This is a genomic window from Roseateles sp. AC306 (assembly GCF_979253795.1).
The window spans coordinates 15,315-34,105 of record NZ_CEEDEB010000023.1 but is presented as its reverse complement, the minus strand read 5'-3'; the positions used below and the strand labels follow the sequence as shown (position 1 = coordinate 34,105).

General features: G+C 67.3%; 21 protein-coding genes. 8 read left to right on the top strand and 13 right to left on the bottom strand.

Annotated elements, in window-relative coordinates; genetic code table 11:
- Nucleotides 1–32 precede the first annotated feature (32 nt).
- Nucleotides 33–692, top strand: a complete 660-nt coding sequence (locus AC0IZJ_RS26745; protein ID WP_471855027.1) for a hypothetical protein — start codon at nt 33–35, stop codon at nt 690–692.
- Between the two features lie 20 nt (nt 693–712).
- Here the strand turns inward: AC0IZJ_RS26745 and AC0IZJ_RS26740 are convergent, their stop codons facing one another.
- Nucleotides 713–1,285, bottom strand: coding sequence for a GAF domain-containing protein (locus AC0IZJ_RS26740; RefSeq protein WP_471855026.1), 573 nt, complete (start codon nt 1,283–1,285; stop codon nt 713–715).
- Nucleotides 1,286–1,421: 136 nt separating this feature from the next.
- The gene (locus tag AC0IZJ_RS26735; protein WP_471855024.1) at nt 1,422–2,804 is read right to left on the bottom strand and encodes a GGDEF domain-containing protein; all 1,383 of its coding nucleotides are present in this window, start codon (nt 2,802–2,804) and stop codon (nt 1,422–1,424) included.
- Nucleotides 2,805–3,058: 254 nt separating this feature from the next.
- Here AC0IZJ_RS26735 and AC0IZJ_RS26730 point away from each other — a divergent pair, with 254 nt between their 5' ends.
- Together AC0IZJ_RS26730 and AC0IZJ_RS26725 are read left to right on the top strand one after the other, a co-directional pair.
- Nucleotides 3,059–3,397, top strand: coding sequence for an ArsR/SmtB family transcription factor (locus tag AC0IZJ_RS26730; protein ID WP_471855023.1), 339 nt, complete (start codon nt 3,059–3,061; stop codon nt 3,395–3,397).
- Between the two features lie 26 nt (nt 3,398–3,423).
- The gene (locus tag AC0IZJ_RS26725) at nt 3,424–3,870 is read left to right on the top strand and encodes an SRPBCC family protein (RefSeq protein WP_471855021.1); all 447 of its coding nucleotides are present in this window, start codon (nt 3,424–3,426) and stop codon (nt 3,868–3,870) included.
- Between the two features lie 68 nt (nt 3,871–3,938).
- Here AC0IZJ_RS26725 and AC0IZJ_RS26720 read toward each other — a convergent pair whose 3' ends face one another.
- Both AC0IZJ_RS26720 and AC0IZJ_RS26715 read right to left on the bottom strand, forming a co-directional pair.
- A complete protein-coding gene (locus AC0IZJ_RS26720; protein ID WP_471855019.1) occupies nt 3,939–4,169 on the bottom strand; it encodes a hypothetical protein in 231 nt (76 codons plus the stop codon).
- A gap of 512 nt (nt 4,170–4,681) precedes the next feature.
- Complete coding sequence (locus tag AC0IZJ_RS26715; protein ID WP_471855017.1) at nt 4,682–4,912, bottom strand: hypothetical protein; 231 nt, start codon at nt 4,910–4,912, stop codon at nt 4,682–4,684.
- Nucleotides 4,913–5,112: 200 nt separating this feature from the next.
- Between AC0IZJ_RS26715 and AC0IZJ_RS26710 the strand changes: the two genes are divergently transcribed.
- A complete protein-coding gene (locus AC0IZJ_RS26710; RefSeq protein ID WP_471855016.1) occupies nt 5,113–5,556 on the top strand; it encodes an OsmC family protein in 444 nt (147 codons plus the stop codon).
- Here the strand turns inward: AC0IZJ_RS26710 and AC0IZJ_RS26705 are convergent.
- The 5 genes from AC0IZJ_RS26705 to AC0IZJ_RS26685 are packed head-to-tail and all read right to left on the bottom strand — an operon-like array spanning nt 5,553 to nt 9,120.
- Nucleotides 5,553–6,323, bottom strand: a complete 771-nt coding sequence (locus AC0IZJ_RS26705; RefSeq protein ID WP_471855014.1) for an ABC transporter ATP-binding protein — start codon at nt 6,321–6,323, stop codon at nt 5,553–5,555. The two genes, AC0IZJ_RS26710 and AC0IZJ_RS26705, sit on opposite strands and share 4 nt — an antisense overlap.
- Complete coding sequence (locus AC0IZJ_RS26700; protein WP_471855012.1) at nt 6,313–7,083, bottom strand: ABC transporter permease; 771 nt, start codon at nt 7,081–7,083, stop codon at nt 6,313–6,315. Before AC0IZJ_RS26700 ends, AC0IZJ_RS26705 begins: the two co-directional genes overlap by 11 nt.
- A complete protein-coding gene (locus tag AC0IZJ_RS26695) occupies nt 7,080–7,523 on the bottom strand; it encodes a cupredoxin domain-containing protein (RefSeq protein WP_471855011.1) in 444 nt (147 codons plus the stop codon). Before AC0IZJ_RS26695 ends, AC0IZJ_RS26700 begins: the two co-directional genes overlap by 4 nt.
- Nucleotides 7,520–8,083, bottom strand: coding sequence for an SCO family protein (locus AC0IZJ_RS26690; RefSeq protein WP_471855010.1), 564 nt, complete (start codon nt 8,081–8,083; stop codon nt 7,520–7,522). Before AC0IZJ_RS26690 ends, AC0IZJ_RS26695 begins: the two co-directional genes overlap by 4 nt.
- Nucleotides 8,080–9,120: an ABC transporter substrate-binding protein gene (locus AC0IZJ_RS26685; RefSeq protein WP_471855009.1), complete on the bottom strand. Its 1,041-nt coding sequence runs from the start codon at nt 9,118–9,120 to the stop codon at nt 8,080–8,082. Before AC0IZJ_RS26685 ends, AC0IZJ_RS26690 begins: the two co-directional genes overlap by 4 nt.
- Nucleotides 9,121–9,281: 161 nt before the next feature.
- Here AC0IZJ_RS26685 and AC0IZJ_RS26680 point away from each other — a divergent pair, with 161 nt between their 5' ends.
- Both AC0IZJ_RS26680 and AC0IZJ_RS26675 read left to right on the top strand, forming a co-directional pair.
- On the top strand, nt 9,282–9,563 hold the full coding sequence (locus AC0IZJ_RS26680; RefSeq protein ID WP_471855007.1) for a hypothetical protein: 282 nt from the start codon (nt 9,282–9,284) through the stop codon (nt 9,561–9,563).
- A gap of 45 nt (nt 9,564–9,608) precedes the next feature.
- Nucleotides 9,609–9,737, top strand: coding sequence for a hypothetical protein (locus tag AC0IZJ_RS26675; protein ID WP_471855005.1), 129 nt, complete (start codon nt 9,609–9,611; stop codon nt 9,735–9,737).
- A 61-nt stretch (nt 9,738–9,798) separates the two neighbouring features.
- Here AC0IZJ_RS26675 and AC0IZJ_RS26670 read toward each other — a convergent pair whose 3' ends face one another.
- The gene (locus AC0IZJ_RS26670) at nt 9,799–11,070 is read right to left on the bottom strand and encodes a Glu/Leu/Phe/Val family dehydrogenase (RefSeq protein WP_471855003.1); all 1,272 of its coding nucleotides are present in this window, start codon (nt 11,068–11,070) and stop codon (nt 9,799–9,801) included.
- A 183-nt stretch (nt 11,071–11,253) separates the two neighbouring features.
- Between AC0IZJ_RS26670 and AC0IZJ_RS26665 the strand changes: the two genes are divergently transcribed.
- The gene (locus AC0IZJ_RS26665; RefSeq protein ID WP_471855001.1) at nt 11,254–13,245 is read left to right on the top strand and encodes a monovalent cation:proton antiporter family protein; all 1,992 of its coding nucleotides are present in this window, start codon (nt 11,254–11,256) and stop codon (nt 13,243–13,245) included.
- On the opposite strand, the gene AC0IZJ_RS26660 is transcribed toward AC0IZJ_RS26665, so the two are convergent.
- Nucleotides 13,234–14,751, bottom strand: coding sequence for a diguanylate cyclase domain-containing protein (locus AC0IZJ_RS26660; protein WP_471854999.1), 1,518 nt, complete (start codon nt 14,749–14,751; stop codon nt 13,234–13,236). The two genes, AC0IZJ_RS26665 and AC0IZJ_RS26660, sit on opposite strands and share 12 nt — an antisense overlap.
- Nucleotides 14,752–14,912: 161 nt before the next feature.
- Between AC0IZJ_RS26660 and AC0IZJ_RS26655 the strand changes: the two genes are divergently transcribed.
- Entirely contained in the window at nt 14,913–16,175 is a 1,263-nt protein-coding gene (locus AC0IZJ_RS26655; RefSeq protein WP_471854997.1) for an acyl-CoA dehydrogenase family protein, read from the top strand.
- Here AC0IZJ_RS26655 and AC0IZJ_RS26650 read toward each other — a convergent pair.
- Both AC0IZJ_RS26650 and AC0IZJ_RS26645 read right to left on the bottom strand, forming a co-directional pair.
- Complete coding sequence (locus AC0IZJ_RS26650) at nt 16,172–17,953, bottom strand: RecQ family ATP-dependent DNA helicase (RefSeq protein ID WP_471854995.1); 1,782 nt, start codon at nt 17,951–17,953, stop codon at nt 16,172–16,174. The two genes, AC0IZJ_RS26655 and AC0IZJ_RS26650, sit on opposite strands and share 4 nt — an antisense overlap.
- Nucleotides 17,950–18,741 (bottom strand): alpha/beta hydrolase, encoded by a 792-nt coding sequence (locus tag AC0IZJ_RS26645; RefSeq protein WP_471854994.1) that lies wholly within the window; start codon nt 18,739–18,741, stop codon nt 17,950–17,952. The genes AC0IZJ_RS26650 and AC0IZJ_RS26645 overlap by 4 nt, the downstream gene beginning before the upstream one ends.
- Nucleotides 18,742–18,791 lie beyond the last annotated feature (50 nt).

Here is an 18,791-nt window from a genome sequence, read left to right as displayed (position 1 = left end):
GTGATGGCAATCGGCGTTCCAGAATGGCGGCCATGAGTTCCCGCCGCCACGTCCTGCTTGCCTTGGCCACCGGCCTGCCGGTCGCAGCCCGTGCCGAGACCGCCATGGGCGGCCATGGCATGGCAGTGTTCGGTGCCCGCACGGGTTTGTATGCCTCGCACCTGCCGATGTTCCACACGCCGCATGACAGCCAGATCCTGCTGCGCTTTCACCTTGCCGACACGACAGCGGACAAGGCGTTGCGCGAGACGCTGGCACGTGAGCCCAAGCTGTGGACCTTCGACCCGGAACCCTTTGATCTGCTGCGGCTGTCACCAGGCCATGCCCAGCCGCTGCGCGAGTTCAAGGCGCGCTTCTTCGAGGGGCATTTCGAGCGCGGCGGCAGGCCGCAGGCCGGCGAGCAGCGCGTCGTCATCGACGAGGTGCTGCTGTTCCGGCGCCTCGAGCCCGCGCAGAGAGAGGCCGCGACGGGGCGCTACCGGCTGATCGGCCGGGGTGACGAATGGTTCGCCTTCAAGACCATTGACCGCCGACCGGACTTTGATCACATCGTCCGTCTGGACGGGCCTGGGGTGCGGGGCGAGGTCGATGTCCCTCTGCAGGGACTGACCCGGCCCGACGCCGCCGTCCAGCGTGCCTTCAAGGCCCGTGGCGTGACCGGGATCTACTTCGAGACCGACGACCTGCGCTGAGACCTCGCCGGTCTCCAGCGCTATGGATGCCGCCTTGGAGGCGTGTCCGACGCTCTCATCGCTTCGAGCAGCGCCGCCGCCTTTTCGCGCGCCTGTTCTGCCCGTGCGCGATCAAGGCGCAGCTTCAGAAGATCGCATACCAGGCCAGCGAGGCGTTCCAGTGTCAGCAGTTCGGGCTCGGACAGGCGCCCGCAAATCTGGTCGAGGACGCACAACGCCCCGAGCACATGACCGCCGAGCTTGAGCGGGTAGCCGGCATAGAAACGAACGGCCGCGCGGCCGGTGACCAACGCGTTCTGTTGAAACCTTGGATCGGTCCCTGCGTCACAGACTTCGACGAAGCGGTCGTCGATGAGCGTGTGGATGCAGAACGACTCCGACAAGGGGTGGAACGGTTGGTCCCACCCGTATCGCGACGCGACCCACTGGCCATCCGGACCCAGAAAGGTGATCAAGGCGGTCGGTCGGCCCATCGTCGTCGCCGCCAGCGCCGTGACGCGGTCGAACGAAAGGTCGACATGGGGCCGCAGCAGATCCAAGGCTCGCAGGAGTTCGAGCCGGCCAGGATCGTGGAGCGTTGAGTTGGCCAACATCTTGGGCGCCTTGCAGCAGGTGGTGGGCTTTGTAGCAAACCGCGTTCCATCGCCTCGGCCACCAAGGTCAGCGTCAGAGGCTCTAGGAAGTTTAGGTGTGCAGTTCCAGGCAAAACGTGAAGGCTGCCGTACAGGCTCAGGCTGCTGCCACTGCCTCACAAGTCCTGTTGCGCCCCTGCGCCTTTGCCTGGTAGAGCGCGCGGTCCGCCGCAGCAATCAGGTCGGGCCCCTGATCTGCCCGGGTGGCCATCATTGCGGCCGCGCCGATGCTGACCGTGATGTGGCCACACGTAGAGTCTGCATGGGCGACGGCCAGCCTCACCACGCTCTCGCGGATGTGTTCGGCCATCAGCAAGGCGCCCTCGAGCGCCGTCATCGGCAAGATCACCGCGAACTCTTCACCACCGTAGCGGGCCGCGAGGTCGGTCGGCCGGCGTATCGATGACTCCATGGCTTCTGCCACCAGGCGCAGGCAATCGTCCCCCGCCATGTGACCGTAGCGGTCGTTGTAGCGCTTGAAGAAATCGACGTCGATCAGCAGCAGGGAGACGGGATGAGCAGCCCGCCCGGCTCGGGCGCATTCATTCGCCAGCGCCTGGTCGAAGCGACGGCGGTTGGCCAGGCCGGTGAGACCATCCACATTGGCGTGCTGGTCCAGCACGAGGTTCATGTCTGCCGTACGCCGGTAGAGCGCTGCCAATTCGACAAACAGAGAAACCAGCACGATCAGGGTCGTGAACAGGCTGCCGAGCTTGGCGACGTACCACCCCACCGAAAAGCGGGCGGTGCCGTGATAGGTCAGCCAGACGTCGAAGCACGCGGCCACCATGCCGACACACAGCCAGATCTGCTCGTTGCTCGGACGCTTGAGGCGCGCCAGCACCACGACGCACGTCGCGTCGACGAACAGGCTCAACGCCGGCGAGAGGATGCCCAGCCCACCGAACAGGCCCTGTGGCCCCATGAAGATGGTGGGCAGCCACGACAGGCCCGCCGTGCTCAACCAGGCAAGCGCGCCTACAGCCAGGCAGCACAGCAGCACTTCGATGCCGAGCAGGCGCGAAACGTCCTGGGCAGACAGCGGCGACGCCTCCTGTTGTGCGGCGCGTTCGCGCTTTCTGGCGGCGAGCGCATAGCGCAGCACCAGCGCGCCAAAGCCGACGTGCCAGAACGACCACAACCAGACGGCGCTGACCTTGGTGCCGATCAACGAGCCGCCAGGCAGGACGGCGTCTGGGAACGCGGCGATGAGGGGCACGAACAGGACGGCGACAAACCAGTAGGCGGTGCCCAGCGCGACCGAACTGCTGCTTCGCTCGCTGACCCCGCGGCTGAACATCAAGCCGGCCAGCAGCAGGTTGGTGATGATCATCGCGAAGCCGAAGGCCAGCATGTAGCTCGGCACTGCGGGCAGCGGGTTCTGAGCCAGTGGCGTCAGGACCACCCCCGCGACCACCAGACCCGCCGTGACCAGGGCGGCCACGCGTCGATGCGGGCGGGCGGATTCTTGGTAGTTCATGCAATAAGGCGTCGAGGCACGATGGCCAGATCATCGTTGGCGATATCAAATATGTCACCGCATGCGAGCTGAAGCGGTGACAAATTGGCGAAGACTGAACAGCGGGCGGCGTCGGCAAGACGGCGATCTGCGGCTTGAGTTCAAGGACGTCGTGAACCAGCCTTCCGCGGCAAGGTAGTGCACTGCGCGCTTACGTCGCCACTGGCGCGCGTCAGGTGTTTGACATGCGCCTCGACATTAACCAAAATGGGTGAATGACGTCGGCATTGACCATTGAGCAACTCGACAACGTGTTCGTCGCCCTGGCCGACGAAACCCGTCGCGCCATCTTGACGCGGTTGTCCTCCAGCGAAGCGCGTGTCACCGAGCTGGCAGCGCCCTTCGAGATCTCGCTCAACTCCGTGTCAAAGCACATCCGCATCCTCGAACGCGCCGGCCTGGTCACACGCCAGCGCGCCGGTCGCGAGCATGTGCTGCGCCTGGAGCCGCATCGACTGGCGGAGGCCTCGGACTGGTTGCAATCCCGCCAACGCTTCTGGACGGAGCGCCTGCAGCGCCTGCAGGCAATGCTCGACGAAGAGGAGCCAGCTTAATTCCCGCTAACGAAAGGACTCCGCCCATGAAGCCCGAAGAACCCCTCTCCATCCACGTGCAGCACCGCTTCCGCCAACCGCCCGAGGTGGTGTTCGACGCCTGGATCGACGTGCGACGCGCGGCCCGTTTCCTCTTCTCCACGGAGACGGGCGAGATGGTCCGCTGCGACATCGACCCGCGCGTCGGCGGCAAGTTCGTGATGACCGACCGCCGCGCCGACGGCGACGTGGAGCACACCGGCGAATACCTCGTCATCGACCGGCCGAAGCAGCTCGTTTTCACCTTCGGCATCCCGGCCGCATCCCCCAGTTTCGACATCGTCACCATCGACATCACGCCGGAAAGCGATGGCGGCTGCACGCTGCATCTCACGACGCAGATGCAGCCGGAGTGGAAGGACTACGCCGACCGGGCGCGCAGAGGGTGGTCGCAGATCCTGGCGCGGCTGGAAGCGGCACTGGCCGACCGCTGAGGTTGGCCGTTGAACCGACGGCCTACGGACACCCGGAGGCAAACGACTCCTCTGCCGCGCCGGATAGCTCACCTTGCCAGCGAGTTCGATACTTTGTCACCGTGCCAGCCTTGGCACGAATTGCTCAACTTGCGAACTTGCGAAATTTCGCAAGTCGTTGCTGGCTTCCATGTGGGCGAGGTTGCGGCGCAGCGCACCCGCATCGTTATCTCCTTAGCCTGCCTATTGGTCGCCGGAATGTGCCGGCGCAGGAAGTCGATGGCGTCGCCGAAGACCTTCGCGATCACGTCGTCCAGCATGTGGAAAGCCTCGACCCAGACGCAAAAAGCCCCAGCGGATGAGGCTGAGGCTTTGGGGGACTGCAGATCAGTCGAAGAGAGTGAATTGGCCGGGGAGTGACCGGCAGTGTTCGCAGACGCTCTCGACACGGCCGAACCGGAATCGAGCGTACTTGCGGACGTGAACGCTCCTGGGGAAGGTGCAAAAATGCATGGCATTACCCTGAGAAAGCAAGGGCAACTCTTGTCCCAGCACCACGTCGAGCAACTAAACTCACGCTGTTCTGACCGAACTGGTGGTGGGTGGCGCGAGCCCTAACCAACGCCAAAAACGCCCCGGCTCCTACACCGGGGCGTTTTACTTTCCGCGTTGCGTCGCGGTGTTTGGACTCCAAAGATAAGACATCGACAGGGGGACAAAAAAGCCGGTGGGGAAAGCAGGATATGACGGGGTCATTTTACGAGCGCCCGTGCGAAGTTCGCTGCCAATACCCCGGGAGCACGCTAGTCGGGTGATTCGGGTCAACCCTGGTCTAGACGGTTTTTGGGCCCTTTTGTGCGTTTTCGAGCGTTTTCCGCAAAATCGGCTGATCGTTTCGGAAGCTCGGACGTGTTGTTAAACCGCCATACCGGACGACCTCGCCCGCGGCCACCGCTGCGCGACCTTCAACCTTGCCGGCCTCCGACACGGTGTAGGCCTGCTGGAACTTCTCGCCGGCATTGAGCACCTGAGAATCGAAGCACGCATTCAGCCTTCCGAGCATCGCGGAAAGCCGCAGTGAGTGGCTGCCAGACTGTTTTGCCGCCTGCAAAGCTGCCGTGACGTGCTGCTACCGGGGACTGAGGTGGCACAACTCGAAACTTTGACAGCAAGGCTAGGCACAAAGGGCCGGCCGTGTTCCACACTTTGACCGCGAATTCGAAACTTTGTTATCAAGCCCCAACTACCCATCGAGAAGGCTTCATGGACAACCCCAGCGTCACCCTGATCCAGCGTCAGGGCTACCAGTTCGAACATCACTACGCGCCGGAGATTCCGGCGTTGTTGTCGGACGAGCCCGCGCCCTTAGGCACCGGCCTGGGCCCCGACCCGGTCGAGCTGCTGGCTTCCGCCGTGGGTAACTGCCTCAGCGCCTCGCTGTGGTTCGCCTGCCAGAAGTACAAGGACGATCCGTCGCCGCTGCGCACCGAGGTCAAGGCCACGGTCGGCAAGAACGAGCGCGGCCGCAACCGCGTGCAGGGCCTGGCCGTAGACCTGCACCTGGGCAGGCCGGCTGCCGAACTGGGCCACATCCAGCGGGTGCTGGACACCTTCGAGGACTACTGCACCGTGACGCAGAGCGTGGCGCCGGCCATCCCCGTCACGCTGCGCGTGCTGGACAGCGCCGGCGCCGTGCTCAAAGGCTAGACCGGCATCTCCAGGCCCAGCTCCTTCAGGATGGCTTCGCGAAGCGCGTCCATCTCGGGGCTGATGAGGCGGCGCGGGTGCGGCATGTCGAGCTCGAAGCGGGCCTGGATGCGCGTCGGCCGTGGGGACAGCACGAGGATGCGGTCCGCCATGTAGAGGGCCTCGTCGACGTCGTGGGTGATGAGCAGCACGGTGTGCTTCTCCTCGGCCAGGATGCGCAGCAGCTCGTTGCGCATGCGCAGGTTCATCAGCGCGTCCAGCGCCGAGAAGGGTTCGTCCAGATACAGGATCTCGGGCTTGACGATGAAGGCCCGCGCCAGCTCCACGCGCTTGAGCATGCCGCCCGACAGCTCGTGCGGGTAGGCGCCCTCGAAGCCCTTGAGGCCGACCATGGCGGCGTAGTGATCGGCGAGCTTGGCGCGCTCGGCATCGGCACCGTGTTCCTGGCCAGTCAGGCCGAACATCAAGTTCTGCTGCACGGTCAGCCAGGGGAAGACCGAGCCGTATTGCGAGATGACGATGCCGTTGGGGCTTGGCTGCGTCAGCGCCTGGCCGTCAATGAGGACGCTGCCGCCGTCGGGCCTCTCGAAGCCGGCCAGGATGTTCATCAGCGTCGACTTGCCACAGCCCGAGGGCCCGACGATGGCGACGAACTCGCCTTCGGCGACCTCGAAGTCAATGCCGTCGATGACCGGCAACGGCTTGCCTTTGGCGGCCTTGAAGCTTTTGGTCAGGCCGTTGACGGCAATCTTCTTGTTATCGGACATAGCGCCACCGCACGGTCTTGAGTTTTTCGAGCAGGCGGGTCGCGCCGTCCAGCAGCAGGCCGATGACGCCGATGAGGATCATGCTGGCGATGACGAGGTCGTAGCGGTTGCCGGCGTTGCGCGAGTCCATGATGAGATAGCCCAGGCCCGAGCGCAGCGCGATCATCTCGGCCGCCACGACCACCAGCCAGGCCACGCCGATGCCGATGCGCATGCCGATGATGATTTCCGGCAGCACGGCGGGGATGACGACGCGGCGGAACATGACGCCGCGCGACACGCCGAAGTTGGCGGCGGCGCGCAGGTAGCGCCGGTCGATGGTGTGCACGCCCGAGGTCGTCTGCACGATGAGCGGGAACACCGACGAGATGAAGATCAGGAAGATGGGCGAGATGTCGCCGACGCCGAACCACAGGATGGCCAGCGGGATCCAGGCGATGGGCGAGATGGGCCGCAGCATCTGGAAGATCGGGTTGAAGGTGCGGTAGGCGCCGCCCACCCAGCCCATCCAGAGGCCCAGCGGAATGCCCACCAGCATGGCCAGGCCGAAGCCCACGCCGACGCGGAACAGCGACGAGCCGATGTGCTCCCACAGCGTGCCGTCCTCGGCCAGCTCCAGCGTGCCGGTGACGACGGCCCAGGGCGTCGGGAAGATGGGGCTCTCGCTGCTTGCAACGACCCACCACCAGAGGGCGATCACGACGGCGATGACTGCCAGCGGCGGCAGCACGCGGGCGAGTCTCGAGGTTGGCGAGTTCAAGAAGGGGTCTCCGTTTTTGTTGGGGCTCTGTTGCGGTGCTGCCAGCGCCATTGCAGGCGCTGCCAGCCGGCTTCGGGCGTGGGCGCGACGACCACGGCCATCTGCCCGCTGGCGTGCGCGCTGCACGCGAAGCTGTAGGTCGAGGCGACCTCGAAAGGCAGGCGAAAACTCTGCCCCGGCATGATGAGCACGGGCCCGAACTGCTGCGGCACCTCGTCGAGGTTGCGCAGCAGCAACACGTCGTTCAGGCCCAGCGTCAGGTCGATGCGGTCGGGCAGGATCTCGACCTTGTCACCGGCCATGCGACGGGCGTAGGTGCCGGGCGGGATCTCGAACAGCTCGTCGCGCGAGGGCAGTTGCAGTGGTGCGAACGCAGCCCAGCCGAGCCAGGAGAGCGGCGCCACCAGAACCAGGGGCAGAAGCCGGAGCCAGGGTTTCACTTGGCGGCCAGCAGCTTGAGGTCGTGCACGAAGTCCTTGGCGTCGTGGCCGTAGGGCATCATGGCCCGCAGCTTGCCGGCGCGGTCGATCAGCCAGACCGACGTGGAGTGGTTCATGCCGTACGCGTTGGCTTGCGGAATTTTCTCGGCGATAACGCCATAGCGCTTGCGCATCGCGGCCAGCATGGCCTCGGACTCGGTGCCGCCGATGAAGGTCGGGTCGAAGGCGGCGAGGTACTGGCGGATGCGGGCCACGTCATCGCGCGCCGGGTCCACCGTCACGTAGACGACCTGCACGTCAGCGGCATCCGAGCCCAGTTGCTTGCGCGCCTGCGCCAGTGTGGCCAGCGTCGTCGGGCAGACCTCGGGGCAGTTCGTGAAGCCGAACACCAGCAGCACCAGCTTGCCCTTGAAGCGCGCCAGATTCAGCGCTGCGCCGTCGCTGCCCTTGAGCGAGAACTCGGGCGCTGCCTGCGCGGGCTCGAAGACGCCGGCCTTCAGGCGGGGCGCGGCCTGTGCCATCAACGGCAGTGTGGCCAGCAACAACGCCCGGCGCTTCATATGGCGATGGACGCGGCCTTGGCCGCCTTGACGAAGCTGTCGTCCACGTACTTCTCGTAGGCCACGGGTTGCTTCAGCGTGCCGGCCTCGATGGACAGCTGCATCAGCTCGTCGAACTCGCTGCGGATCATGCGCAGGTCGCCATACGTCACGCGGTCGGTCGGGTTCTCCATCACGAAGCGCAGGATGTTCGGGTCCTGGTTGAAGAACTTGCGGCCCGCGGCGATCTGGATGGCCTTCTCGCGGTTGGCGGCCTGCTGGTCCAGCCAGTTGCCGGCGCCCTGCACATGGTCCACCAGGTTCTGCACCAGCGGCCGGTTCGTCTTGATGAGTTCCTCGCGCACGGTCAGCACGCAGCAGATGTAGTTGCGCCACTCGTCGCGCGTCATGCGCAGCGGCCGGGCGTAACCGGCGCGCTGTGCGGCGGCGCCGAAGGGCTCGCCGGTGCAGTAGCCGTCCACGGCCTTGGCGAACAGCGCCGCCGGCATGTCGGGCGGCGGCATCTCGATGATCTGGATGTCCTTGGGCGTCATGCCCTCCTGGGCCAGCATCTTGCGCAGGAACAAAAAGTCCACGGCGAAGCGGCTGGGGATGGCGATGCGCTTGCCCGTCAGGTCCTTGAACTTCTTGAAGGTGGAGTCGGTGCGCACCATGATGACGGCGCCCGAGCGGTGGCCCAGCGAGACGATCTTGACGGGAATCTTCTTGTCCGCCAGGTCCATGACCAGCGGCGCCAGCATGTAGGCCGCCTGGATGCGGCCTGTCATCAGCGATTCCTTGATCTCGGGCCAGCCGTTGTACTTGCTGTACTCGAACTCGAAGGCCTTGCTGCCCGACGCTTTGTTCGACGCCATGCGCGCGGAGCAGGCGATGGGCAGTGTCAGGTTGCAGGTGACCGGCAGGCCGCCGACGATGAGCGGGTCGGGCGCCGCCTGCGCCGCCAGCCCGGCGGGCAGCATGGCCGACGCTGCCAGGCCTTGCAGCAGCTGGCGGCGGTCGAGGCCAGCGGCGGGAAACGCAGTCGAGTCAGGAGTCATGGGTGGCGCTGAAGAGCGCAGGAGCTTTGTCCGCGCAGGAAGGGATGTCCATAGGTGCGAACGAATTTGATACGACGTACCTACATGTTCATGCCCAGGACCCGTCCCTTCGATTGTCCTTCAGCGGATCAGGTGGTCATGGCCGCGACTACCATCGCGGCATGCGCAAGCTGCTCGCCATGGTTCTGGTGCTGTTCGGATGCCTGACCTTCGTCGGGCAGGCGGTTGCGAGCGTGTCGGCCGGCTACAGCGATTGCTGCCTGCATGGCTGCGAGGGCATGGCGCATTGCGCGAATGCCAGTTGCCAGGCGTGCGCCGCGCCGCAGCCGGCGCCGCTGACTGACCAGCCCGTCGTGCCGGCCATGGATGCAGCACATGGTGGCGCGCCACCGGCCTCGTTCGACGTCGGCCCTTTGCATGGGCCGTGGATTCCCCCCGATTAGCTGACGACTGCCTTCAAGCATTCATCAACCATCGAAAGGAATCCCGTGAAATCCAGACTCATCAAGGCCGCTGCGGCCGCCGTCCTGCTCGGCGGCTCCGCCGCTGCCTTCGCGGCGCAGGCCTGCTGCGGCGACATCGCCTGTTGCCTTCAGCAGCTGCTTTGCTGCCTGTAAGGTCTCACTGATGTGAGACAAGGGGCCGGCGCGAGCCGGCCCTTTTCATTGCCGCCCTGGCTCAGGGGTAGAGGCCCCGCTCCTCACGCGCCTGGAGCACCCGCGTGCAGGCCACCGTGAAGGCGGCGGTGCGCAGCGTGATCTTGTGCAGCTCGCTGGTTTCCCAGATGTTCTTGAAGGCGCCGATCATGATCTTGTCGAGGCGGACATTGATCTCGTCCTCGGTCCAGAAGAAGGACGAGAAGTCCTGCACCCACTCGAAGTAGGACACCGTCACGCCGCCGGCGTTGGCAATCACGTCGGGCACGACGACGATGCCGCGGTCGGCCAGCACCGCCTCGCCGTCGGGCGTGGTCGGGCCGTTGGCGCCTTCCAGCACGAGGCGGGTCTTGATGCGCTGGGCGCGCTCGGCGGTGATCTGGCCTTCCAGCGCGGCCGGGATCAGCACGTCGCTGGGCACGTCCCAGAAGTTCTCGTCGGCGATCTTGTCCGCGCCGGCGAAGCCGGCCACCCCCTTGTAGGTGGCCACATGCTCCAGCAGGTTGGCCATGTCGAAGCCGTTCTCGTTCAGGATGGTGCCGGTGTGGTCCTGCACGCAGACGACCTTGGCGCCGTTGGCCGCAAACAGCTTGGCGGCGATGGAGCCGACGTTGCCGAAGCCCTGCACCGCGATGCGGGCGCCGTCCAGCGGCTGGTTCAGGCGGCGCATCGCTTCACGCCCGACGACGAAGACACCGCGGCCCGTGGCGGCCACCCGACCCAGCGAGCCACCCAGCTCGACCGGCTTGCCGGTGACCACGCCGGTCGCCGTCGAGCCGGTGTTCATCGAGTACGTGTCCATCATCCAGGCCATGATCTGGCCGTTGGTGTTCACGTCCGGTGCCGGGATGTCCTGCTGCGGGCCGATGATGATGCCGATCTCGCTGGTGTAGCGACGGGTCATCTTCTCCAGTTCCTTCAGGCTGAGCGCCTTGGGGTCGACGCGGATGCCGCCCTTGGCGCCGCCGTAGGGCAGGTTGACGGCGGCGTTCTTGATCGTCATCCAGGCCGACAGGGCCATCACTTCTTCCAGCGTCACGTCCGGGTGGTAGCGCACGCCGCCCTTGCCGGGGCCGCGCGTCAGGCTGTGCTGCACGCGGTATCCCTCGAAGTGGGCGATGCTGCCGTTGTCCATCTCGATGGGGATGTCCACGATCAGCGCGCGCTTCGGCCGGCGCAGCGTCTCAACCCAGCGGGCCAGATGGCCCAGATAGGGCTCGACCGCGTCGATCTGGGACAGATACGTCCCCCACGGGCTGTTGCGCGTGGGCGAGACGAAGGACAGGTTGGGCATAAACGCTCCGTAACTTTGAGTGGGGCGAACGGTAGCGCGAAGGGAGGTTTCGCCGCCAGGACTTGTCTAGCCAAGTGGGTATGCGCCCATGCAAGCAATGCATGGCCCACCGCCGCCATGCCGGATTTCACTCCCGGGACGTCCCCGAGGGAAGCCCCATGACCGCCCGAATACCATCCGGCGGTGACCTCTCTGGACCTTGCCCTCCTCTATCTCGTTGCCGCCGTGTTCGGCGTCGTCGTCTGCCGCCTCCTGAAGCTGCCGCCCATGCTGGGTTATCTGGCCGTCGGCGTGCTGATCGGGCCGAATGCGCTGGCCTTCGCGCAGGACTCCGCCAGCATCCAGTACCTGGCCGAGTTCGGCGTCGTCTTCCTGATGTTCGCCATCGGGCTGGAGTTCAACCTGCCCAAGCTGCGCACGATGCGGACGGCGGTGTTCGGGCTGGGCCTGGCGCAGGTGGGGTTGACCGTTGCCGGAGCTCTGCTCGGCAACATGATGTTGATGGCGGGCTTCGCGCTCATCGCCCAGGCCTGGGACTTGCGCTGGCAAGGCGCCCTGGTGCTGGGCGCGGCCATGGCGATGAGCTCGACGGCCATCGTCGTCAAGCTGATGGCCGAACGGCTGGAGCTGGAAAGCCCGCACGGCAAGCTCGTCATGGGCGTGCTGCTGTTCCAGGACTTGGCCGTCGTGCTGCTGCTGGTGCTGATCCCGGCGCTCAACAGCAGCGGCCCGGCAATGGCCGAGGCGCTGGCCTGGGCCGGGCTGAAGGCTGCGGTGCTGCTGGGCCTGCTGTTCTACGGCGGCCAGAAGCTGATGCGCTGGTGGCTGACGCTGGTGGCGCGGCGCAAGAGCGACGAGCTGTTCATGCTGAACCTGCTGCTGGTCACGCTCGGCCTGGCGTGGCTGACCGAGCACGCCGGCCTGAGCCTGGCGCTTGGGGCGTTTGTCGCCGGCATGCTCATCGCCGAGACCGAATACAAGCACCAGGTGGAGACCGACATCCGGCCCTTCCACGACGTGCTGCTGGGCCTGTTCTTCATCACCATCGGCATGAAGTTGGACTGGCGGCCACTGGTGGACCACTGGGCGCTTGTGCTGTTGCTGACGGCTTTGCCGGTCCTGGCCAAGTTCGCGCTGATCGCCGGGCTCGCGCGGCTGTTCAGGTCGCCGCCGGGCGTGGCGCTGCGCACGGGGCTGTATCTCGCCCAGGCGGGCGAGTTCGGCTTCGTGCTGCTGACGCTGGGCGAGCAGCACCGGCTGATCGCCGCCGAATGGGTCAGCCCGGTGCTGGCCAGCATGGTGCTGTCCATGCTGCTGACGCCCTTCATCATCATGTACAGCAACCGCATCGTCATGAAGCTGTCCAGCAGCGACTGGCTGATGCAGTCCGTGCAGCTGACCACCATCGCCAAGAAGAGCATCAAGGCCGAGGCCCACGTCATCATTGCCGGCTACGGCCGCTCGGGGCAAAACCTGGCACGTCTGCTGGAGGGCGAAGGCATTCCTTACATGGCGCTGGACCTGGACCCGGACCGCGTGCGCCAGGCCGCCGCCGCCGGCCAGAGCGTCGTCTTCGGCGACGCAGCCAAGGTGCAGAGCCTGATGGCCGCCGGCCTGGCGCGTGCCAGCGCCGTCGTCGTCAGCTATCACGACACGCCGTCGGCGCTGAAGATCCTGCACCTCGTGCAGACCCATGCGCCGCAGGTGCCCGTCGTCGTGCGCACCATCGACGACACCGACCTCGAGAAGCTGCGCTCAGCCGGCGCCACCGAGGTCGTGCCCGAGGCCATCGAGGGCAGCCTGATGCTGGCCTCGCACGCGCTGGCGCTGGTGGGCGTGCCGATGCGCCGCGTCATCCGCATCACGCGCGACGCCCGCGACAAGCGCTACGGCCTGCTGCGCGGCTACTTCCATGGCGCGGATGACGACACGGGCGACGAAATCGATCAGGCACGTCTGAGCTCCGTCACGCTGCCCACCGCGTCCGTGCATGCCGGCCGGGCGCTGGATGACCTGGCCCTGCACGCGGTGGGGGTGGCCGTCGTGTCGCTGCGGCGGGCCAACGGCAAGGGTCTGCTGGTGGACGGCGCCACGCTGAGCGGCGGCGACACGCTGGTCATCAGCGGCACGCCGGCCGCGCTGGCGCTGGCGGAAGAGAAGCTGCTAGGCGGCTGAGCTGTCCAGCTCGCCACTCAGGGAGGCGGGCATGGTGTCGGGCTGGTCCGAGGCGTCAAAGATGCGGTTGCGGCCGCCGTGCTTGGCGGCGTAGAGCGCCTTGTCGGCCCGGCCGACCAGACGGGACAGGCTGTCGCCATGGCGGTAGCTGGCGCAGCCGCCACTGAGCGTGACCGACACCGGGCCATGCGATGTGACGAAAGGCGTGCCGGCCACCGCCAGGCGCACGCGCTCGGCCACGGCTATCGCCGCGTCGGCATCGCTGTGCAGCAGCGCGATGAATTCTTCGCCACCCCAGCGGCCGGGCAGGTCGGACTTGCGCAGCACCACCAGCAGCCGCCTCACCATCTCGGCCAGCACCTCGTCGCCGACGTTGTGCCCGTGCTCGTCGTTGATGTCCTTGAAGTGGTCCAGGTCCAGCAGCAGCAGCGAGAGCGGTTGATGGTGGCGCTCGACGGCGTGCATGGCGCGCTCGGCCTCGGCGCTGAAGTAGCGGCGGTTGGCAATGCCCGTCAGCACGTCCTCCTGCGCCAGCCGGCGCAGTTCGCGCTCGGCCAGCCGCCATTCGGTCACGTAGTGCTGGACGGAGACCACCATCGGGCTGCCGTCCACATTGATGCAGCGCCGCTTGACGACGATGCGATGGCACTCCTCGCCGGTCACCGGCAGCACGCCGGCTTCCTCCTTGACGATCTCCTCGCCGGCCAGCACGCGGGCGTCCTCGCTCATCGACAGTTCGCCCACCTCGGCACGCGGCGCCAGGTCGCGGCCGTTCAGGCCGATGAGCTGTTCCTTGGTCATCTGGCGTATGCGCGCCGCCGCCGCGTTCACCATCACCAGTCGGCTGTTCGCATCCTTGATATGGATGGCATCGGGCAGCAGGTCGATGAGGTCCTGCACGAAGCGCTCCGTGCGATGGCGCAGTTCGACCTCGCGTTCCAGCGCCTGCGTGAGTTCGCGCTCGGCAACCCGCCATTTGGTGATGTGGTGGTCGATGCCCACCACGACGGGCTCGCCGCTGATGTCCACGCTGCGGTGCTTGCTGATGATGCGGAAGACCTCCTCGCCGGTGTGGCGCCGGATGGTGCGCTCCTCCTTGGTCAACTCGGCGCCGGCCAGGATCTGCTCGTCTTCCTGCAGCGTCAGTTCGTGGTTGGCGCGGTCGCCCGGACGGTTGCCGAGCCCGCTGCGCAGCACCTCCTGCCGGCTGATGCCGTGGTAGCGCGCAAACGCCTCGTTCACCATCACATAGCGGCCACCGCGCCGCTTGATGTGGATGGGGTCGGGGATGGCGTCGATGAGGGCCTCGACCAGGTCGTTGGAGCGCCGCTCCATGGCGGCGCGCTGGCGGCGGCCGAGCAGAAAGCCGACCGCTGCGGGCAGATACGCCGCCAGGCCGACGGCCACCGCCGTGACGGCGGCGGAAGCCTGCAGCACCACGCACACGCAGGCAACGGCCAGTGCCGGCAACGCCAGCAGCAGGGAGCGCGCAAGGGTGGCTATCAAGTCATGTCCCGCGTTGAACCAGGTCAGCCGGCAAGCGTAGCAGCGGCTCGGGCCAGCGAATAGCTGGCCTGGGCCATGCCAGCAACCCGATGCCGCCTGCGTGACAAGCGCCACGTCACGGCTGCGCCAAACTGCCGGCACCCCGCACTGGAAAGCCGCGCATGAACTTCGACTACAGCCCCAAGGTCGCGCAGATGCGTGAGCGCCTGCTCGCCTTCTTCGACGAGCACATCTACCCCAACGAGCGCCGCTACCTCGAAGAGATCGAAGCCAACCGCCGCGCGGGCAACCCCTGGCAGGCGACCAAGGTCATCGAGGAGCTCAAGCCCAAGGCGCGCGCCGCCGGGCTGTGGAACCTGTTCCTGCCCAAGTCCAACCGCGCGCCCGAGGGCCTGTCCAACCTCGAATACGCGCCGATGTGCGAGATCATGGGCCGCGTGTTCTGGGCGCCCGAGGTCTTCAACTGCTCGGCGCCCGACACCGGCAACATGGAGACGCTGGAGCGCTATGCCAGCGAGTCGCTGAAGGACCGCTGGCTGGAGCCGCTGCTGCGCGGCGAGATCCGCTCGGCCTTCCTGATGACCGAGCCCGCCGTGGCCTCCAGCGACGCCACCAACATCGAATGCCGCATCGAGCGCGACGGCGACGACTACGTCATCAACGGCCGCAAGTGGTGGAGCAGCGGTGCCGGCGACCCGCGCTGCGCTGTCTACATCGTCATGGGCAAGACCAACACCGAGGCCGGCCGCCACGAGCAGCAGTCCATGGTCGTCGTGCCCGCCGACACGCCGGGCATCACCGTGCTGCGCCCCCTGTCCGTGTTCGGCTACGACGACGCACCGCACGGCCACATGGAGGTCGAGCTGAAGAACGTGCGCGTGCCGGCCGCCAACATCCTGCTGGGCGAAGGCCGCGGCTTCGAGATCGCGCAGGGCCGCCTCGGCCCGGGGCGCATTCACCACTGCATGCGCAGCATCGGCGCGGCCGAGCGTGCGCTGCAGCTGATGTGCGAGCGCGCCATCGCCCGCACCGCCTTCGGCAAGACGATTGCCCAGCAGACCGTCACGCAGGAGCGCATCGCCGAGTCGCGCTGCATGATCGACCAGGCGCGCCTGCTGACGCTGCGCGCCGCCCACATGATGGACACGGTGGGCAACAAGGTCGCCAAGGCCGAGATTGCGATGATCAAGATCGTCGCGCCCAACATGGCCCTGCAGGTCATCGACTGGGCCATCCAGGTCTTCGGCGGCGCCGGCGTTTCGCAGGACACGCCGCTGGCCATGATGTGGGCCCACCAGCGCACGCTGCGGCTGGCCGATGGCCCGGACGAGGTGCACCGCAACTCGCTGGCCAAGCTGGAACTCGCCAGCCACATGAAGCTGCCAGGCGGTGAGGTGCAGATGCCGGTGACGCGCGGAGGCTAGCTTCTGGCCGTCGCCAGCACGAAGTCCGGGTGGATGTCGCGCTGGCCGTGGCGCGGGAAGGAGATGCGCACGGCGTCGGCGGTACAGGCTTGCACCTCGCCCCAGCCAAAGCGGCGCACGCGCACGCGCTGGCCGGGCTTGAACGCCGTGGCCGGCGCGGCGGCGGCATCTTCCGGTTCGGGCGCTGACCGCTCAGTGGCGAGCAGCTTCTCAAAGCGCGCGCAGCTGTCGCAATGGCCGCAGCGCGTGGCGCCGTCGGCCAGCGTCTCGCCGAAGTGGGCCAGCACCCCAGCCCAGCGACAACTGCCGGCCTTGGCGTAGAGCACCATGGCCGAGAGGCCGTCGCGGTCGTTCTGCTGGCGTTGCTCGGCGGCGGCCTGGGCCGCATCGATGACGTCTGCCGCGTCGCGGCGCGTGGAGGCGCGCAGGCCTTCGGCCTCGCTGCCTCCCATAGACCGCACGGCCCGCACGGAGCGCAGGGCGGCCAGCACCTGGTCCAGTCGGCGCTGCGGCATCCTGACCATCTCCGCCAGCGCAGCAGGCAGCCAGCCGCCCTGCGGCGTGTGGCTGGCCAATGCGCGCCAGACACCGCTCAGTTCCTCGCGGCTGGGCGTGTGTCCGCCGGCGAAGAACTGCTGCAGCGCGCGGTCACCCTCACGGAACATCAGCACGCAGTCGGCTGGCTCGCCGTCGCGACCCGCGCGGCCGCATTCCTGCACATAGGCCTCGATGGTGGCCGGCATCTGCGCGTGCAGCACCAGGCGGATGTCCGGCTTGTCGATGCCCATGCCGAAGGCGTTGGTGGCGACCATGATGCGGCTCTCGTCGCGCATGAAGGCCTCCTGCGCGGCCGTGCGGTCCTTGGCCGGCAGCTTGCCGTGGTAGAGGCCCGCGGGCAGCTCGGCCTCGCGCAGCTGGCGGTACAGCGCCGTGGCCTCGCGCACGGTGGCGCAGTAGACGATGGCGGTGCCCTCCAGGGCCTTCAGGCGCCGCAGGATGAATTCACGGCGCTCGTTTTCCGTCTGCGGCAGCTCCACGGCCAGGTTCAGGTTGGGCCGGTAGACGCCATGGCTGAGGATGCCGTCGCGCGGGATGTCCAGCAGCTCGGCGATCTCGCGCTGCACGGGCGCGGAAGCCGTCGCCGTCAGCGCCAGCACGGGCGGGCGGCCGAGAGCGCGGCGGGCGTCGCGAATCGCGCTGAAGGCGGGGCGGAAGTCGTGGCCCCATTGCGAGATGCAATGCGCCTCGTCCACCACCAGCAGGCCCACGCGCTGCTCCTGCAGCAGCCCGCGCGTGCGCGGGTCGGCCAGGCGCTCGGGTGTCGTGAACACCACGCGCACCGCGCCGCGCGTCAGCAGCGCCTCGCTCTCCAGGCGGCGGTTGGCGTCCAGCGCGGAGTGCAGCTGCACGGCGGGCACGCCGCGGGCGTTGAGGGCATCGCACTGGTCCTTCATCAGCGCGATCAGCGGTGAGATGACAACCGTGATGGCCTCGCTCAGCACCGCGGGCAGCTGGTAGCACAGCGACTTGCCGGCGCCCGTGGGCATCACGGCCAGCGTGTTCTGCCCGGCCAGCACGCGCTCGATCACCTCCGCCTGCCCGGGCCGCAGAGCGCGCAGGCCGAACACGCGCTTGAGCGCGCTGCGCAGCTTGGCAGGCACGACCGGTTCGCGCGGCGGCAGCTTCTCGGGCGGCGGTGTGGGGGCGGGCGAGTCCTCACGCGGGCCGCTGCGCTGGTAGGCCACGCGGCCGGGGGCGGTCATCACGGCAGTGGTCACGCGGCTTCCTTCTGAGCGATGTCGCGGCGGCGGCAGGCCAGCACGCTGGTCACGCGGGTCAGCACTTCGGGCGCCCAGCCCATGCCGATGTGGCTGGCCTGCACCTCGATGTCGCGCGCCAGCGGCCAGCTGCGCGCATGCACGCAGGCCTCCCAGGCGACGACGCCATCGCGGCGGCTGTAAAGCGAAACGGTCGGCACCGGCGGCGGCTCCGCCAGGCGCTCGCGCAGCGCGTCGTGCTCCTGCGCGCGGCGGCCGTTCAGCAGGCGGAACAGCCAGCCGACATGGGTGTCGTCCGGCCCGCCGCTGAAGGGCGTGCCGATGGTGATGACATGGGGCACGCGCTCGGGCAGGCGCTTGGCCAGCTCGCGGGCGTAGAAGCCGCCCAGGCTCCAGCCGACGAGGCTGGCCTGCGTGGCCGGCGCGATGCGCTCGTGCACGGCTTCGGCCAGGCGGTCCAGCCAGGTGTCGACATCGCCCTTGGGGCCGGTGTTCATGCCCTGACCCCAGTCCAGCGCCCGAAAGCCCGCGCGCTCCAGATGGCGGCGCAGCGGCCACATCGTCAGGCCGTCGGTGCCCAGGCCGGGGAAGAGCATCACCGTGTGGCCTTGGCCGACGTCCTTGGGGGCCTTGCGCCAGTGGTTGAGCGCCGCACAAGCCTCCAGCGTGGCACGTGCCGGCTCGGTGGCCAGCAGCGACAGTGAAGGGCGGCGGTGCGGTGCAAAGGAAGGTGTTGCGCCCGGCACGGCGGCGGTCTTGGCGTTCAGTGGCAGTGCGGAAGAGGTCATGGCCGTACGGCTGAGCCGATTGGGTTTTCTGTGCCCTGATGCTGGGGCAG